General features: G+C 70.9%; 16 protein-coding genes. 7 read left to right on the forward strand and 9 right to left on the reverse strand.

What is annotated here, in order from left to right; translation table 11 throughout:
• Positions 1 to 280 precede the first annotated feature (280 nt).
• From ACFWVE_RS10305 to ACFWVE_RS10325, 5 genes are all read left to right on the forward strand, one after another.
• Positions 281 to 1,216, forward strand: a complete 936-nt coding sequence (locus ACFWVE_RS10305; RefSeq protein WP_384010339.1) for an A/G-specific adenine glycosylase — start codon at positions 281 to 283, stop codon at positions 1,214 to 1,216.
• Between the two features lie 299 nt (positions 1,217 to 1,515).
• The gene (locus ACFWVE_RS10310) at positions 1,516 to 2,055 is read left to right on the forward strand and encodes a SigE family RNA polymerase sigma factor (protein WP_042174309.1); all 540 of its coding nucleotides are present in this window, start codon (positions 1,516 to 1,518) and stop codon (positions 2,053 to 2,055) included.
• Complete coding sequence (locus tag ACFWVE_RS10315; RefSeq protein WP_384010344.1) at positions 2,043 to 2,726, forward strand: hypothetical protein; 684 nt, start codon at positions 2,043 to 2,045, stop codon at positions 2,724 to 2,726. Before ACFWVE_RS10310 ends, ACFWVE_RS10315 begins: the two co-directional genes overlap by 13 nt.
• A 240-nt stretch (positions 2,727 to 2,966) precedes the next feature.
• A complete protein-coding gene (cseB, locus tag ACFWVE_RS10320) occupies positions 2,967 to 3,665 on the forward strand; it encodes a two-component system response regulator CseB (protein ID WP_384010347.1) in 699 nt (232 codons plus the stop codon).
• A gap of 8 nt (positions 3,666 to 3,673) precedes the next feature.
• A complete protein-coding gene (locus ACFWVE_RS10325) occupies positions 3,674 to 5,080 on the forward strand; it encodes an ATP-binding protein (RefSeq protein ID WP_384010350.1) in 1,407 nt (468 codons plus the stop codon).
• Positions 5,081 to 5,132: 52 nt separating this feature from the next.
• On the opposite strand, the gene ACFWVE_RS10330 is transcribed toward ACFWVE_RS10325, so the two are convergent.
• Positions 5,133 to 5,846: a M23 family metallopeptidase gene (locus ACFWVE_RS10330; RefSeq protein WP_384010352.1), complete on the reverse strand. Its 714-nt coding sequence runs from the start codon at positions 5,844 to 5,846 to the stop codon at positions 5,133 to 5,135.
• A gap of 453 nt (positions 5,847 to 6,299) precedes the next feature.
• Between ACFWVE_RS10330 and ACFWVE_RS10335 the strand changes: the two genes are divergently transcribed.
• A complete protein-coding gene (locus ACFWVE_RS10335) occupies positions 6,300 to 6,953 on the forward strand; it encodes an HAD family acid phosphatase (RefSeq protein WP_384010355.1) in 654 nt (217 codons plus the stop codon).
• Positions 6,954 to 7,046: 93 nt separating this feature from the next.
• Here ACFWVE_RS10335 and ACFWVE_RS10340 read toward each other — a convergent pair whose 3' ends face one another.
• On the reverse strand, positions 7,047 to 9,572 hold the full coding sequence (locus tag ACFWVE_RS10340; RefSeq protein WP_384010359.1) for an ATP-dependent Clp protease ATP-binding subunit: 2,526 nt from the start codon (positions 9,570 to 9,572) through the stop codon (positions 7,047 to 7,049).
• Between the two features lie 431 nt (positions 9,573 to 10,003).
• Here ACFWVE_RS10340 and ACFWVE_RS10345 point away from each other — a divergent pair, with 431 nt between their 5' ends.
• Positions 10,004 to 10,696 carry an SCO3374 family protein gene (locus tag ACFWVE_RS10345; RefSeq protein WP_384010361.1) on the forward strand — a complete coding sequence of 231 codons (693 nt, stop codon included), beginning with the start codon at positions 10,004 to 10,006 and terminating at the stop codon, positions 10,694 to 10,696.
• Here ACFWVE_RS10345 and ACFWVE_RS10350 read toward each other — a convergent pair.
• The 7 genes from ACFWVE_RS10350 to nadC form a co-directional block, all read right to left on the reverse strand.
• On the reverse strand, positions 10,675 to 11,010 hold the full coding sequence (locus ACFWVE_RS10350) for an Lsr2 family protein (RefSeq protein ID WP_384010363.1): 336 nt from the start codon (positions 11,008 to 11,010) through the stop codon (positions 10,675 to 10,677). The two genes, ACFWVE_RS10345 and ACFWVE_RS10350, sit on opposite strands and share 22 nt — an antisense overlap.
• 299 nt (positions 11,011 to 11,309) lie before the next feature.
• Positions 11,310 to 11,843 carry an amino-acid N-acetyltransferase gene (locus ACFWVE_RS10355; RefSeq protein WP_384010366.1) on the reverse strand — a complete coding sequence of 178 codons (534 nt, stop codon included), beginning with the start codon at positions 11,841 to 11,843 and terminating at the stop codon, positions 11,310 to 11,312.
• Between the two features lie 9 nt (positions 11,844 to 11,852).
• Complete coding sequence (locus ACFWVE_RS10360) at positions 11,853 to 12,380, reverse strand: BlaI/MecI/CopY family transcriptional regulator (protein ID WP_384010521.1); 528 nt, start codon at positions 12,378 to 12,380, stop codon at positions 11,853 to 11,855.
• 191 nt (positions 12,381 to 12,571) lie between these two features.
• On the reverse strand, positions 12,572 to 12,751 hold the full coding sequence (locus ACFWVE_RS10365; RefSeq protein WP_384010369.1) for a hypothetical protein: 180 nt from the start codon (positions 12,749 to 12,751) through the stop codon (positions 12,572 to 12,574).
• An 88-nt stretch (positions 12,752 to 12,839) separates the two neighbouring features.
• Entirely contained in the window at positions 12,840 to 13,511 is a 672-nt protein-coding gene (locus ACFWVE_RS10370; protein WP_384010524.1) for a hypothetical protein, read from the reverse strand.
• Between the two features lie 270 nt (positions 13,512 to 13,781).
• The gene (locus ACFWVE_RS10375; RefSeq protein WP_384010376.1) at positions 13,782 to 14,579 is read right to left on the reverse strand and encodes a type III pantothenate kinase; all 798 of its coding nucleotides are present in this window, start codon (positions 14,577 to 14,579) and stop codon (positions 13,782 to 13,784) included.
• Positions 14,580 to 14,588: 9 nt separating this feature from the next.
• Positions 14,589 to 15,578, reverse strand: coding sequence for a carboxylating nicotinate-nucleotide diphosphorylase (nadC, locus tag ACFWVE_RS10380; protein ID WP_384010381.1), 990 nt, complete (start codon positions 15,576 to 15,578; stop codon positions 14,589 to 14,591).
• Between the last annotated feature and the right edge of the window lie 4 nt (positions 15,579 to 15,582).

The following is a 15,582-nucleotide window of genomic DNA, read 5'->3' on the forward strand; positions in this document are numbered from 1 at the left end:
ACTTTTCCGGATCATCATCCCGGAAACCGCCGCCCGTTACCGCTCTCCGTCAGGCACGACACGCGACGGTCGCGGACTGTGACCACAGGACCACTCCCCCTTACGGTCCGTGACCGAGGAGTTCGGGGACGGCCCGGCCGCCGGGAGCTCCGCACTCCGGCACCCCCGCGTTCGCGATCGTGTCCCTTGCAGCTCTGGCCACGGATCTGTCCGCCACGGCGGCACGACGGGGTGGCGGTGTCGCCGTTCGCGGCGGTGGTCGTGGCAGGATCGAGAGGCCATGACTGCTCTCACGAAGCCCTCGCCCGACGACACCGCCGATCCCTCGTCCGAGCACGCTCCCGGAGCGCCGCTCCACTCCCCCGTCATCGACTGGTTCGACGAGCACGCCCGGGATCTGCCGTGGCGGCGCCCGGAGGCCGGTGCGTGGGGGGTGATGGTCAGCGAGTTCATGCTCCAGCAGACCCCGGTGAACCGGGTCCTGCCCGTCTACGAGCAGTGGCTGGCCCGCTGGCCGCGCCCCGCCGACCTCGCCGCCGAGGCGCCCGGTGAGGCCGTCCGCGCCTGGGGCCGGCTCGGCTACCCGCGCCGTGCGCTGCGGCTGCACGGCGCCGCGGCCGCCATAACGGAACGGCACGGTGGCGACGTACCCTCCGACCACGCGCAGCTCCTGGCGCTGCCCGGCATCGGCGAGTACACCGCCGCCGCCGTGGCGTCGTTCGCGTACGGGCAGCGGCACGCCGTGCTGGACACCAATGTGCGCCGGGTGTTCGCCCGCGCGGTGACCGGTGTCCAGTACCCGCCGAACGCCACCACGGCCGCCGAGCGCCGGCTCGCCCGTGCGCTGCTGCCCGAGGACGAGTCGACCGCCGCACGGTGGGCCGCCGCCTCCATGGAGCTGGGGGCGCTGGTGTGCACGGCGAAGAACGAGTCGTGCCATCGCTGCCCCATCGCCGCGCAGTGCGCCTGGCGGCTCGCGGACAAGCCGGCGCACGACGGCCCGCCGCGCCGGGGACAGACGTACGCGGGCACGGACCGTCAGGTCCGCGGGCGGTTGCTGGCCGTGCTCCGGGAGGCGCACGGTCCCGTACCGCAGGCGGCCCTGGACCGGGTGTGGCAGGAACCGGTCCAGCGCGCCCGCGCGCTGGACGGCCTGGTCGCCGACGGTCTGGTCGAACCGCTGCCCGGCGGGCTCTACCGGCTGCCGCTGACCTGACCGCCACCGGCCCGGCTGTTCCGCGTTTCCGCCCGGGCGGCACGCACCGGCCCATAAGCTGCCCAAGTCCCCCGCCGCTTTACCCCGTTCCTACTTCCGTTACACAACCGACGGACAGCCGAGGGCAGGCCGCAGGCTGCTCCGCACAGTGCCGTGACAACGCCTCCGTACCTTCGTTCCCGTGCCCCGCACGCGACACACAGCGCGACGCAAGCGCGCAGGGGCGCGACCACCACGGATCACGGCAGTGGACCGGGCCGCGCGGGCGGGCCGGTACGGGGAGCGGAAGGCGGTTCACCATGGCGCAGGGCGAGGTGCTCGGGTTCGAGGAGTACGTCCGCACCCGGCAGGACGCGCTGCTGCGCAGCGCCCGCCGTCTGGTTCCGGACCCCGTCGACGCGCAGGACCTGCTGCAGACCGCGCTGGCCCGGACGTACGGCCGCTGGGACGGGATCGCCGACAAGCGGCTGGCCGACGCCTACCTGCGCCGCGTCATGATCAACACCCGGACCGAGTGGTGGCGCGCCCGCAAGCTGGAGGAGGTGCCCACCGAGCAGCTCCCGGACGCCTGCGTGGACGACGCCACCGAGCAGCACGCCGACCGCGCCCTCCTGATGGACGTACTGAAGGTGCTCGCCCCGAAGCAGCGCAGCGTGGTGGTGCTGCGACACTGGGAGCAGATGTCCACGGAGGAGACGGCCGCCGCACTCGGCATGTCGGCCGGAACGGTCAAGAGCACGCTGCACCGGGCGCTCGCCCGGCTCCGCGAGGAGCTGGAAGCCCGCGAACTGGACGCACGCGCGCTGGAGCGTGAGGAGCGGGAGCGTTGCGCGGCCTGACCGGCGCGGGACCCATGCGGGTCCGGAGAACCGCCCGGGCGGCGACCACGGCGATGTCCGTGTTCGTCGCCCTCACCCTTTTCGTCACCGCCTGCGGTACGGGCGGCACCGGTGCCCGTGACGAGGGCCCCGCGCACGCGGACTCCGTGGTGAGCCCTCGGCCCACCTCCTCGTCCTCCTCCCTGCCCGCGCCCCCGCGGGCGGAGGCCGCGCCCGGGGCCGGGGGCCGGGTGGACGCGGTGCGGCTGGTCAAGGGGGACCCGGCCGTCTCCGCGGCGGTCAAGCGGGAGCTGGAGCCGTGCGTGGGCGACGAGTACCCCGTCGACGTGAGCTACGGCAATCTCACCGGGGGGACCTCGAACGACGTCGTCGTCAACGTTCTGACCTGCGGAGACGCGGTGGGCGTCGGTTCGTACGTGTACCGCGACCAGGATGGTGCGTACGTGAACGTGTTCCGGACCGAGGAGCCCCCCGTGTACGCGGAGATCGACCGCGGGGACCTGGTGGTGACGATGCAGGTGTACGACCGGGGCGACCCGGTGTCGAGCCCGTCCGGCGAGAACGTGATCACCTACCGCTGGACCGCGGGCCGGTTCGCCGAGGAGTTCCGCACCCACAACGACTACGGCAAGGTGTCCGGTGCGGAGCCGACACCGATGCCGGACAGCTGAGATCCGGGACCCGGGAGCAGGACCGGCCCGGAGCGGGGGACCCGGACCACAGGTGAGGGCGCGCGGCGTGAACCGGCGGGCCGCGCGGTCCGATGAAGGGGATGAACCCTCCGCGCGGTCCCCGCGTCCGTCCGGTGGGCGGGGCGAAACCCTCCCACCGGCCCGACACCGCACAAGAACCGGGCACCGGGCACCGGGCACGAGACCTGAGAACAAGAACCGAGAACTGAGAGCACCGGGATGGCAGACCAGACCCACGTCCTGTTCGTCGAGGACGACGACGTCATCCGCGAGGCCACCCAGCTCGCCCTGGAGCGGGACGGCTTCGCGGTCACCGCGATGCCCGACGGGCTGTCGGGTCTGGAGGCGTTCCGCGCCGACCGGCCGGACATCGCGCTGCTCGACGTCATGGTGCCCGGCCTCGACGGCGTCAGCCTGTGCCGGAGCATCCGCGACGAGTCGATGGTGCCGGTGATCATGCTGTCGGCGCGGGCGGACGCCATCGACGTGGTCCTGGGCCTGGAGGCCGGCGCCGACGACTACGTGACCAAGCCGTTCGACGGTGCCGTCCTGGTCGCCCGCATCCGGGCGGTGCTGCGCCGGTTCGACCGGGCGAACGGTGGCCGGGAGGAAGCGGGGGCCGGGGTCCTTGCCGCCGCGCTGGCCTTCGGTGAACTGGAGATCGACACCGTGGGCATGGAGGTGCGTCGGGCGGGGACCCCGGTGGCGCTGACTCCGACCGAGATGCGGCTGCTGCTGGAGTTCTCCTCGGCGCCGGGCACCGTCCTCTCCCGCGACCGGCTGCTCGAACGTGTGTGGGAGTACGGGTGGGGCGGCGACACCCGCGTCGTCGACGTCCATGTGCAGCGGCTGCGCGGGAAGATCGGCCAGGACCGCATCGAGACGGTCCGCGGCTTCGGCTACAAACTGAAGGCCTGAGCACGGACATGCGGCGACACGTCGGACGGCTGGTGGGTGCGGGACTCGAGCGGGCGGGCGTCCTCACCGGGCTGAGATGGAAGCTCAGCGCCGCCATCGCCCTGGTCGGCGCGCTGGTGGCGGTCGCGCTGAGCCTGGTCGTGCACAACGCGGCCCGGGTGTCGATGCTGGACAACGCGCGCGATCTCGCCGACGAGCGCATCATGATCGCCCAGCGCAACTACGAGCTGTCCGGGCGGCTGAACTTCCCCAACACCAAGGTCGACGACCCCGAGCTGCCGGCGGAGCTGCGGGCGAAGGTGAAGGAGGGCCGGCGGGCCACCTACGTGGCCGACCGGCCGGGCGGGGCGCCGGACATCTGGGCGGCCGTACCGCTGAAGAACGGCCATGTCATGTCCCTGCACTCAGGCTTCACGGACCGCAGCTCGGACATCCTCAAGGATCTCGACCAGGCCCTGGTGATCGGTTCCATCGCGGTCGTCCTGGGCGGCAGCGCGCTCGGGGTGCTGATCGGCGGACATCTGTCCCGCCGGCTGCGCAAGGCGGCGAGCGCCGCCAACCGGGTCGCCAAGGGGGAGACGGAGGTCCGGGTGCGCGAGGCCATCGGCGGGGTCGTCCGGGACGAGACCGACGACCTGGCCAGCGCGGTGGACGCGATGGCGGACGCGCTGCGTCAGCGGCTGGAGGCCGAACGCCGGGTCACCGCCGACATCGCGCACGAACTGCGCACCCCGGTCACCGGTCTGCTGACCGCCGCCGAACTGCTGCCGCCCGGCCGGCCGACCGAGCTGGTGCTGGACCGGGCGAAAGCCATGCGCACCCTGGTCGAGGACGTCCTGGAGGTGGCCCGGCTGGACGGTGCGTCCGAGCGGGCCGAACTGCAGGACATCCTGCTGGGCGAGTTCGTCGCCCGGCGGGTCGCGGTCAGGTCCTCCCGTCTGGATCAGGCCAGGGCCCGCGAGCCCGGCCTGGTCCAGGCGGGAGGGCCTGGGGACCCGGACGTCACGGTGCGCGTGGTGCGCGAGTCGGAGGTCACCACTGATCCGCGGCGTCTGGAGCGGGTGCTGTTCAACCTGCTGGCCAATGCCGCCCGGCACGGCAGGCCGCCCATCGAGGTCTCCGTCGAGGGGCGGGTCGTCCGGGTCCGTGACCATGGGCCCGGTTTTCCCGCGGACCTGCTTGCCGAGGGACCGAGCCGGTTCCGCACCGGCAGTACGGACCGGGCCGGGCGCGGTCACGGCCTGGGCCTGACCATCGCGGCCGGGCAGGCCCGGGTGCTGGGGGCACGGCTGACCTTCCGCAACGTGCGGCCGGCCGGCGCGTCCGAGGACGCGCCGGCCGAGGGCGCGGTCGCCGTGCTGTGGCTGCCGGAGCACGCGCCGACGAACACCGGGAGCCATCCGCTACTGCCGTAGACGTCCGGCCGAGGAGGCCCTGGACCGGGACCCGGCCGGCGGACCGGAGTCCTCAGAACTGCACGCCCTTGCCGCGCAGGAACTGGACCGGGTCGATCGCGGAGCCGTAGTTCGGGCTGGTCCGGATCTCGAAGTGCAGGTGGGGGCCGCTGGAGTTGCCGGTGTTGCCGGACGCGGCGATCTTCTGGCCGGTCTTGACGACCTGGCCGGGCTGCACGTTCACCTCGGAGAGGTGGGCGTACTGGGAGTACGTCCCGTTGCCGTGGTTGATGACCACGGCGTTGCCGTAGGCCGGGCCGTCGCCGGCGCCGTTGCCGCCCGCCTTGACGATCGTGCCGCCGTGCGCGGCCACGACCTTGGTGCCGTTGGGGACCGCGTAGTCCTGCCCGCTGTGGGCGGACTGCCACATGCCGCCGGCCTGGGCGTAGCCGGCGGAGATCTTGTACTTCTTCACCGGGTCGACCCAGGACGCCTTCTTCTTGGCGGGCTGAGCCGGCTTCTCGGCCTTCTCGGCCTTCTTCGCCTCGGCGGACTTCTTGTTCTCGGCGGCCTTGGTCTTCGCGGCCTTGGACTTCGCGGCCTCGGCCTGGACGTCCGCCTGAGCCTGCACGGCCCTGGCGGTGTTGCCGGTGGCGGCCGTGGTGTCGGCGGCGGCCGCGATCCCGGCTCCCACGACGCCCGTGACTCCCAGACCGGCGGCCATGACGGCCGCGCGGGTGCGGAGGTGGGACGTGAGGAAGGAACGGGGCGTGACGCGCTGGGACATCTGAACCTCGCGAGGAAGGGAGCAAAGGAAAACCACCGGGCGAACAGGTCCGCTCCGAAGTGGCTATCCCTTGGTAACCCCTCCGCCCACAAAGGCACAAAAAGGGTTATCTACGACAGACCTTCGTACTTCCTCAGTGAGATGAACGTCTCTTGACACTTCACCCGTACCGGACGAAAGCCCCATTCGAGGCTGATCGATCGGAGTTTTACGTTAAATGTCCGTTTTGCGCTTCGGCACTTCCCCACTATTCCGGCTAGTACCGGACGAAACGCCTGTGGAGCATGTCACCGGGGGCGGGGTTCGGACATTCCATAAATGTGGCGTGCGCCTCTCTAGCCGCCTACCGCGCGGTAACCCTACGGTTCACCTCGCGTCACCCTCCACGACGAACATGCACACGACACATCGGCCCACTGGCAGCGTTACGAGCCCGAGAGGACCCCCCGCCACATGAGAAGCCGACGCCCCTGGCTGCGCCGTGCATCGGTCACCGCCGTCTCCACCACGGCCCTGATGGCCCTGGCCGTCCCCGCCCAGGCGGCGACCGCCTCCGGCACCTCGACGACGGCCACCGCGACGGCCACCGCGACGGCCACGGCAGCCGCCGCAGACGTCGACTACGACACCTGGCAGCGGGACTGCCAGGCGGTCATGGACCAGGCCCTGCCGCAGCTGCGGCAGCGGATCGCGAACCCGCGGCCGGGCGAGAAGCAGGCGATCGTCCTCGACATCGACAACACCGCCCTGGAGTCCGACTTCGGGTTCAGCTTCCCCGCGCCGGCCAACGAGCCGGTCCTGGAGGTCGCGCAGTACGCCCAGGAGCGCGGGGTCGCGGTGTTCTTCGTGACCGCCCGGCCGGGCATCATCGAGGCCTTCACCGAGTACAACCTCGACCACGCCGGATACGAGTCCGCCGGACTGTACGTCCGCAGCTTCACCGACCTGTTCCGGAACGTGGCCGCGTACAAGACGGCCAAGCGCGTCGACATCGAGTCGAAGGGCTACACGATCATCGCCAACATCGGCAACAACGACACCGACCTGTCGGGCGGCCACGCCGAGAGGACCTACAAGCTGCCGGACTACGACGGCCGGCTCTCGTAACCCCGGACACGGCATGCGAAAGGGGCCGGTGCCCCTCTCGGGCACCGGCCCCTTTCGGCTGCCGTCACGCTGACGCGTCACACACTGACGTGCTTACGCGTCCTTGCTGAGATTCGGACCGGCTCCGCCGGCCGCCTGCTCGACCGGCGGGACGTCGGGCAGGGCCGCCTTCTCCTCACCGCGGAAGGTGAAGGTCGCGCTCTCGCCCTCGCCCTCGGTGTCCACGACCACGATGTGGCCGGGACGCAGCTCGCCGAAGAGGATCTTCTCCGACAGCGAGTCCTCGATCTCGCGCTGGATGGTCCGGCGCAGCGGCCGGGCGCCCAGCACGGGGTCGTAACCCCTGGTGGACAGCAGCTCCTTGGCGGCCGGGGAGAGCTCGATGCCCATGTCCCGGTCCTTCAGGCGCTCGTCCACCTTGTCGATCATCAGGTCGACGATCGCGAGGATGTCCTCCTGGGACAGCTGCGGGAACACGACCACGTCGTCGACACGGTTGAGGAACTCGGGACGGAAGTGCTGCTTGAGCTCGTCCGACACCTTGTTCTTCATGCGCTCGTAGTTGGACTTCTTGTCGCCCGCGGCGGCGAAGCCCAGGTTGAAGCCCTTGGAGATGTCCCGGGTGCCGAGGTTGGTCGTCATGATGATGACCGTGTTCTTGAAGTCCACGACCCGGCCCTGGGAGTCGGTCAGACGACCGTCCTCCAGGATCTGCAGCAGCGAGTTGAAGATGTCCGGGTGGGCCTTCTCGACCTCGTCGAAGAGGACGACCGAGAACGGCTTGCGGCGCACCTTCTCCGTCAGCTGACCGCCCTCCTCGTAGCCCACGTAGCCGGGGGGCGAACCGAAGAGACGCGAGACCGTGTGCTTCTCGCTGAACTCCGACATGTCGAGGGAGATCAGCGCGTCCTCGTCACCGAACAGGAACTCGGCGAGGGCCTTGGACAGCTCGGTCTTACCGACACCGGACGGGCCGGCGAAGATGAACGAGCCACCGGGACGCTTCGGGTCCTTCAGACCGGCACGCGTACGGCGGATCGCCTTCGACAGCGCCTTGACGGCGTCCTTCTGGCCGATGACCCGCTTGTGGAGCTCGTCCTCCATGCGCAGCAGACGCGAGGACTCCTCCTCGGTCAGCTTGAAGACCGGGATGCCGGTGGCCGTGGCGAGGACCTCGGCGATCAGGTCGCCGTCGACCTCGGCGACGACGTCCATGTCGCCGGCCTTCCACTCCTTCTCCCGCTTGGCCTTGGCGGCGAGGAGCTGCTTCTCCTTGTCGCGCAGGGAGGCGGCCTTCTCGAAGTCCTGCGAGTCGATCGCGGACTCCTTGTCCCGGCGGACACCGGCGATCTTCTCGTCGAACTCGCGCAGGTCCGGCGGCGCGGTCATCCGGCGGATGCGCATCCTCGAGCCGGCCTCGTCGATCAGGTCGATCGCCTTGTCCGGGAGGAAGCGGTCCGAGATGTACCGGTCGGCCAGGGTGGCGGCCTGCACCAGTGCCTCGTCGGTGATCGAGACACGGTGGTGCGCCTCGTACCGGTCGCGCAGCCCCTTGAGGATCTCGATGGTGTGCGGCAGGGACGGCTCGGCGACCTGGATCGGCTGGAAGCGGCGCTCGAGGGCCGCGTCCTTCTCCAGGTGCTTGCGGTACTCGTCCAGCGTGGTCGCGCCGATGGTCTGGAGCTCACCACGCGCCAGCATCGGCTTCAGGATGGAGGCCGCGTCGATGGCGCCCTCGGCGGCACCCGCACCGACCAGCGTGTGCAGCTCGTCGATGAACAGGATGATGTCGCCGCGGGTACGGATCTCCTTGAGCACCTTCTTCAGGCGCTCCTCGAAGTCACCGCGGTAGCGGGAGCCCGCGACCAGGGCACCGAGGTCCAGGGTGTAGAGGTGCTTGTCCTTGAGGGTCTCGGGCACCTCGCCCTTGACGATGGCCTGGGCGAGGCCCTCGACGACGGCGGTCTTGCCGACGCCGGGCTCACCGATCAGCACCGGGTTGTTCTTGGTGCGGCGGGACAGCACCTGCATGACCCGCTCGATCTCCTTCTCGCGCCCGATGACCGGGTCGAGCTTGGACTCACGAGCGGCCTGGGTGAGGTTCCGGCCGAACTGGTCGAGAACCAGGGACGTGGAGGGGGTGCCCTCGGCAGGACCGCCGGCGGTGGCGGTCTCCTTGCCCTGGTAACCGGAGAGCAGCTGGATGACCTGCTGCCGCACACGGTTCAGATCTGCGCCCAGCTTGACCAGGACCTGGGCGGCGACGCCCTCGCCCTCACGGATCAGGCCGAGCAGGATGTGCTCCGTGCCGATGTAGTTGTGACCCAGCTGCAGCGCCTCACGGAGCGACAGCTCGAGAACCTTCTTGGCACGGGGGGTGAAGGGGATGTGACCCGACGGGGCCTGCTGGCCCTGCCCGATGATCTCCTCCACCTGCTGGCGGACCGCCTCGAGCGAAATCCCGAGGCTCTCAAGGGCCTTGGCGGCGACACCCTCACCCTCGTGGATCAGGCCCAGGAGGATGTGCTCAGTGCCGATGTAGTTGTGGTTGAGCATCCGGGCTTCTTCCTGAGCCAGGACGACAACCCGCCGCGCGCGGTCGGTGAACCTCTCGAACATCGTTAATCGCTCCTCAGAGCGGTCAGGCAGTGGGGGGAACTTCCCCTCCCTGTCCTTCCGCAGCTTAGTCCCGCAAGCGGGGACCGCTCATTCCAACTGCCGACACCGTCGATGGCCTCCTGACCCCGAACGCCGACATATGCTCCAACCTGATGGTGCGAGACGATGTTCCCGCAGACCAGGCAGTTACCCCTATCGCCAGTACGCCGATGGCGAACGCGAGACCTGCCGCACTGCGTGTCGCCCCCCTCCCACTAGGAATGTCTTACCCGCTGCGACCGACAGTCCATGCCGGGTACAGGAGTTCCCTCCGCTACGGGCGAACAACCTTGTGCCTCCCCGGACCCCCGCACGCCTCCGCGTTCGACACCCCGTGCGTACACATGCGCACCCAGCGTAACTCGAACGGCCTTCCGGCGGTTGCGCCCGGCATGACCGGCACCGCCTCCTCCGTCGCTCCCGCCGCCTCGGTCCCGTTCGTCCCCGCGCACCGTTCCGTCACCGCGGCCGAGGAGGCCCAGGGCGGTCCGGATGATCCGGTCCGGCGTTGGTACGAGGACGAACAAGGGTGGCCGACGGTGCCCGGTTCTCCGGTACGCCTGGGGGTGGGGGTGCGCTTCGACGTCCTGGACGTCCCCGCCGAAGCCGGTCATGCGGCTCTGGAGCGTCTGGAGCTCCTGGGGCCGGTGGCCCTGCAGGGCGGCCGGATGCGGCTGCTGGTGGCCGCGGGCAGCGCGGAGGAACTGCCGGGGCTGCTCGCCTGGCTGGAGTGGGGCACGCTGGCCCTCGATCTGGCCGCGATCGGCGCGGGCGGTCTCATCGACGCTCCGTCGCCCCCGGGGACCGCCGGCCCCGGTGCCGTCCGGCCGCTCCCACCGGACCACGCCGGTACACAGGGGGCCGCCGTGTGGCTGCGGCCCCCCGAGCCGGGGCGCGAGGTCGAGGCCTCGCTGCCGACACTGTCGGCGACGGGGGGCCGTGGGGACGCCCCCGATCTCGTACGGCTGGTGAACACGGTGGCCACACAGTGCCACCGGATCCGGCTCCTGCACGCCCGTGACCGGACGCCGGCCGGGGCGCGCGAGGCGGAACGGACCGACAGTCAGCCGTTGGCCTGCTCGTAGGCCTCGCGAATGGCCGCGGGGACCCGGCCGCGGTCGTTGACCTCGTGGCCGTTCTCCTTCGCCCAGGCGCGGATCGCCGCGGTGTCCTGGGTGCCGCCGGAAGCCGCACGCGCCTTTCCACGCCCGCCCGAAGCACGGCCTCCCGTACGACGGCCGCCCTTCACGTAAGGCTCGAGAAGGCCACGGAGCTTGTCCGCATTGGCAGTGGTGAGATCGATCTCGTATGTCTTGCCGTCCAACGCGAACGTCACGGTCTCGTCCGCCTCGCCGCCGTCGAGGTCGTCGACAAGAAGGACCTGAACCTTCTGTGCCACCGGATTTCCTTTCATCGATAACGTCAGGGCCTGGGTGTACCGGCGTTCGCCGTATCGCCGTCCCCTGTTATATGCACTACTGCAGTACGTCGGAAAGCAAACCGCTTTTGCCGGAAAAACACAAACCCCGGGGAGAGACACGCTGCCCGCCCGCGGCCCGGAAACGTGCGCGTTTCGGACATAGGGACCCCGGCAAGGCCCACAGCGGCGAAGCAACTACGGAAGCAAGTACGGAATATGCCCCGGCGTCGCCTACCGAGGGCCTCCGCCGCAAGGCGCCGGGTACGGAACGCCGACGATCACAGATGCAGAAGCATCCGACTGTTGCCCAGAGTGTTCGGTTTCACTCGTTCGAGACCGAGGAACTCCGCGACACCCTCGTCATAGGAACGCAGCAGCTCGGCGTACACATCGGCGTCCAAGGGCGTCTCACCGATCTCCACGAAGCCGTGCTTGCCGAAGAACTCGACTTCGAAGGTCAGGCAGAAAACGCGGCGAACACCGAGCCGGCGGGCGGTCTCCAGCAACTTCTCCATCAAGCGATGCCCCACACCGGCGCCCTTCAGCCCGGGCTTCACGGCGAGAGTACGGACTTCCGCGAGGTCTTCCCACATCACGTGCAGCGCGCCGCAGCCGACGACCTCCCCGGTGTCGTCCCGTTCCGCGATCCAGAACTCCTGGATGGCCTCGTAAAGCGTCACCGTCGCTTTGTCGAGCAGGATGCCCTTGCGGACGTAGGCGTCAAGGAGGTGACGTACTGCGGGAACATCGCTGGTGCGGGCCCGCCGGACGGTGATGGATTTTGCGGGGACATCCGGGCTGTCTGCTGACATGAGCGGACGCTATCGCCCGCGCGGGCCCTCGGCCGAGGCGGGGTTCTCCGCAGAGGGTTCCGCGGGCGGGGGTTGTTCGGGCGATCCGGCTTGTTCGACCGTTCCCGGCTGTTCCGCCGATCCCGGCTGTTCGGCCGATCCCGGCTGTTCGGCCGGCCGGCGTTGTTCCGTGGTTTCCGGAAGGGGTGCGACGCGTACGGCATCCGTGAGGGCCTGGCGCTGTTCCTCGCTCATCATCCCGAAGAAGGCGACGAGTGCGGCGGCGGCGTTGTCGCTCTGCGACCAGGCCTCGTTCATCAGCGCGGCGGCGTACGCGGCGCGGGTGGAGACCGCCTCATATCGATAGGCCCGGCCTTCCGCCTGGCGGCGCACCCAGCCCTTCTGATGGAGATTGTCCAGAACGGTCATCACCGTGGTGTACGCGATGGACCGTTCCTTCTGCAGATCTTCGAGGACTTCCCTGACGGTGACCGGGCGGTTCCACTTCCACACCCGCGTCATGACCGCGTCTTCGAGTTCTCCCAAGGGGCGAGGCACATCTCGTAATAATAGTGTGAAATCCACACCATGGCGTGCCGAGTGCGCATGAAGGGCGGCACACATGAACGAAAAGGGCGTACGACTCGCGCTCGGTCACGCTCGAGTCGTACGCCGGGTCCGTCTCCCGTGCCACCCGCGGCCGGCCGGGCAGCGGCGGGTCGGGCAGCGGCCGGCCGGGCAGCCCTTGGTCAGGCCTCGGTCTTGGCGGGGGCCTGGTGGGGTGCCTCCGCGCGGGCGAGGGCCGCGTCCACGGCGGCGTCCTCCTTGGTCTTGTTGGCGCCGCCCTGGGTCTTCACGATCACCCGGATCACGCCGATGAAGAGGACGGCCATGACGGCCGGGGGCAGGAGCGCGGAGACATAGTCCATGGATCCAGGGTAGCCAGGACCCGGCCGACGGCCGGGCGGGGGTGGGTGTGCGGCGGACGGGCCTGCGGCGGCTCCGCGGCAGGGGTCGTCAGCCCGCGGCGAGTCGCCGGCCCTGCGAGGGCGGGGCGGGCTTGCGGCGGGGGAAGACCTCGCCCGGGGTGGGGACGGGCCGGCCGGGTTTCGGGGTGCCGGGCGCGGGTGCGGCGGGGTCCGGCGCGGGTTCGGGCCGGGGAGCGGACGGCTTGCGCTCCGGCTCCTTCTCGGGGTTCTCTGCGGCCTGGCCGCCCGGCAGGGCGAGGAGGCGGGTGCGGGAGGCGGGGACGACGGACAGGGGGCCCTTGGGCAGCGGACCGGCGGGCGGGGAGCCCGCGGAGCCCGCGCGGGCCGTACGGCCGGCGAGGCGGGCGCACACGTCCTGCTCGGCGAGGAGCCGGCAGCGGTCCAGGAGGACGGCTGCCGCGGGGTTGCCGCGCAGCGCCCGGAGGGCGGCGAGGTCGTCGGCGCCGGGGCGGTGGCCGGCACCCAGCGCCTCCTCCAGAAGCGTGAGATAGCCGGCGACGGTGCCGGGGAGGGCTGCGCGGTAGCGGCCGAGGTCGGCCACCAGGAAGACGCGCAGTCGGGCACTCTCCCGCGTCGCCTCGTCGAGGGACTCGGCGAGGCGGAGACAGTCCTGGACGTCTTCGGCCGAGGCGGACGTGGGGTGCAGGGCGAGGGCGAGGGCGCGGCGGAGCACACGCAGCTCCTCCGCGCCGAACGCCATGCCGCCGCGGGATCCGTAGGGCGTGGGCATGCCGCGACGATACGCGCTAATCAGACAAACAACGCATAACGCACGGGTGTGGCGCGCGGGTCCACCCGGGTGGGGGCGGTCCGGGGGCCGTCCGGGCCGCCCCGGCGGGGAGCAGGTACCGCTCGACGGGTCCGCCCGGCCCCGCTCCACGGGGCGTGCGGACCGGGCAGCCCCCGTACGGCTCGGCACCGGCCGCCCGTGGCCCGCGTCCCGGTCCCGGAGCGCCTCGCCCGGGAGGCGCTACATCCGCGACACGTTCCGTTCGTAGACCAGCCGCAGGCCGACCAGGGTCAGCCAGGGCTCGTGCTCGTCGATGACCGTGCTCTCGCCCAGGACCATCGGCGCGAGTCCGCCGGTCGCGATGACGGTCACCTCGTCGGGGTCGTCGGAGAGCTCGCGGGCCATCCGGCGGACGACGCCGTCGACCTGGCCGGCGAAGCCGTAGATGATGCCGGACTGCATCGCCTCGACCGTGTTCTTGCCGATCACGCTCCGGGGCCGGGCCACCTCGATCTTGCGGAGCTGCGCGCCGCGGACGCCGAGCGCCTCGACGGAGATCTCGATGCCGGGGGCGATCACGCCGCCGACGTACTCCCCTCGCGCGCTGACCGCGTCGAAGGTGGTGGCGGTGCCGAAGTCGACGACGACGGCGGGTCCGCCGTAGAGGTCGACGGCGGCGACCGCGTTGATGATGCGGTCCGCGCCGACCTCCTTGGGGTTGTCGGTGAGGATCGGCACTCCGGTCTTGACGCCCGGCTCGACCAGGACCGCGGGGACGTCGCCGTAGTAGCGGCGGGTCACCTCGCGGAGTTCGTGCAGGACGGAGGGGACGGTCGCGCAGATGGCGATGCCGTCGATGCCGTCGCCCAGTTCGTCGCCGAGCAGGGGATGCATGCCCATCAGGCCCTGGAGGAGGACGGCGAGCTCGTCGGCGGTGCGGCGCGCGTCCGTGGAGATCCGCCAGTGTTCGACGATGTCCTCGCCGTCGAACAGGCCCAGGGTGGTGTGCGTGTTGCCCACGTCGATCGTCAGCAGCATGGCCGGCCCCTACTCAGCCGCTCGCAGGTCCAGGCCGATGTCCAGGATCGGCGAGGAGTGGGTGAGGGCGCCCACGGCGAGGTAGTCGACCCCCGTGTCGGCGTACGCCCCTGCGTTGTCGAGGGTGAGCCGGCCGGACGCCTCCAGGGTGGCGCGGCCTGCGACGAGAGCCACCGCCTCCTCGCACTCGCCGGGGGTGAAGTTGTCCAGCAGGATCAGGTCGGCGCCGGCGTCCAGGACCTCGCGGAGCTGGTGCAGGGTGTCGACCTCGACCTCGATCGGTACGTCGGGGAAGCGTTCCCGGACGGCCTGGAACGCCTGGGCGACGCCGCCCGCGGCGACCACGTGGTTGTCCTTGACCAGGGCCGCGTCGGAGAGCGACATGCGGTGGTTGACGCCGCCGCCGCAGCGCACGGCGAACTTCTCCAGGGAGCGCAGGCCCGGGGTGGTCTTGCGGGTGTCGCGGACCTCGGCCTTCGTACCGTCGAGAACGTCCGCCCACGCGCGCGTGGCCGTCGCGACACCCGAGAGGCGGCACAGGAGGTTCAGGGCGCTGCGTTCCGCCGTGAGGAGGTCGCGGGTGCGGGCGGTGACGGAGAGGAGCTTGGCGCCGGCTTCCACCCGGTCTCCGTCCTCCACGTGCCGTTCCACCTCGAACTCCGCCGTGCAGACCACCGAGACGACCGCCTCGGCGACCCTGAGGCCCGCCACGACGCCCGCCTCCCGGGCGGTGAAGTCGGCGGTGGCGACGGCGTCCTCGGGGATGGTCGCGACCGTGGTCACGTCCACGCCGTGGGCGAGGTCCTCCTGGACGGCGATGTTGGCGATGTCCTCGACCTCCACCGGGTCCAGCCCCGCGTCGGCCAGGAGCTGGGCGAGCGCGGGGTCGAGGCCGCACTCCAGGTAGGTCTCGTCGTAGCTCTCGTCGCTGTCCGCGCCGCAGGCGCAGCCGTCGCCGCAGCCGCCGGAGGAGGCGAGGGGAAGGTCTGGTGTGGTCACTGCT

It is taken from the genome of Streptomyces sp. NPDC058632 (assembly GCF_042717095.1).
Lineage (GTDB): Bacteria > Actinomycetota > Actinomycetes > Streptomycetales > Streptomycetaceae > Streptomyces.

Excerpts from the sequence above, each read along its gene's own strand:
- ACFWVE_RS10310 (WP_042174309.1), top strand. The coding sequence starts at position 1,516 with ATGGCGCAGGGCGAGGTGCTCGGGTTCGAGGAGTACGTCCGCACCCGG.
- ACFWVE_RS10365 (WP_384010369.1), bottom strand. The coding sequence starts at position 12,751 with ATGGACTATGTCTCCGCGCTCCTGCCCCCGGCCGTCATGGCCGTCCTC.
- ACFWVE_RS10335 (WP_384010355.1), top strand. The coding sequence starts at position 6,300 with ATGAGAAGCCGACGCCCCTGGCTGCGCCGTGCATCGGTCACCGCCGTC.
- cseB (WP_384010347.1), top strand. The coding sequence starts at position 2,967 with ATGGCAGACCAGACCCACGTCCTGTTCGTCGAGGACGACGACGTCATC.
- ACFWVE_RS10375 (WP_384010376.1), bottom strand. The coding sequence starts at position 14,579 with ATGCTGCTGACGATCGACGTGGGCAACACGCACACCACCCTGGGCCTG.
- ACFWVE_RS10355 (WP_384010366.1), bottom strand. The coding sequence starts at position 11,843 with ATGTCAGCAGACAGCCCGGATGTCCCCGCAAAATCCATCACCGTCCGG.
- ACFWVE_RS10305 (WP_384010339.1), top strand. The coding sequence starts at position 281 with ATGACTGCTCTCACGAAGCCCTCGCCCGACGACACCGCCGATCCCTCG.
- ACFWVE_RS10370 (WP_384010524.1), bottom strand. The coding sequence starts at position 13,511 with ATGGCGTTCGGCGCGGAGGAGCTGCGTGTGCTCCGCCGCGCCCTCGCC.
- ACFWVE_RS10340 (WP_384010359.1), bottom strand. The coding sequence starts at position 9,572 with ATGTTCGAGAGGTTCACCGACCGCGCGCGGCGGGTTGTCGTCCTGGCT.
- ACFWVE_RS10345 (WP_384010361.1), top strand. The coding sequence starts at position 10,004 with ATGACCGGCACCGCCTCCTCCGTCGCTCCCGCCGCCTCGGTCCCGTTC.
- ACFWVE_RS10325 (WP_384010350.1), top strand. The coding sequence starts at position 3,674 with ATGCGGCGACACGTCGGACGGCTGGTGGGTGCGGGACTCGAGCGGGCG.
- ACFWVE_RS10330 (WP_384010352.1), bottom strand. The coding sequence starts at position 5,846 with ATGTCCCAGCGCGTCACGCCCCGTTCCTTCCTCACGTCCCACCTCCGC.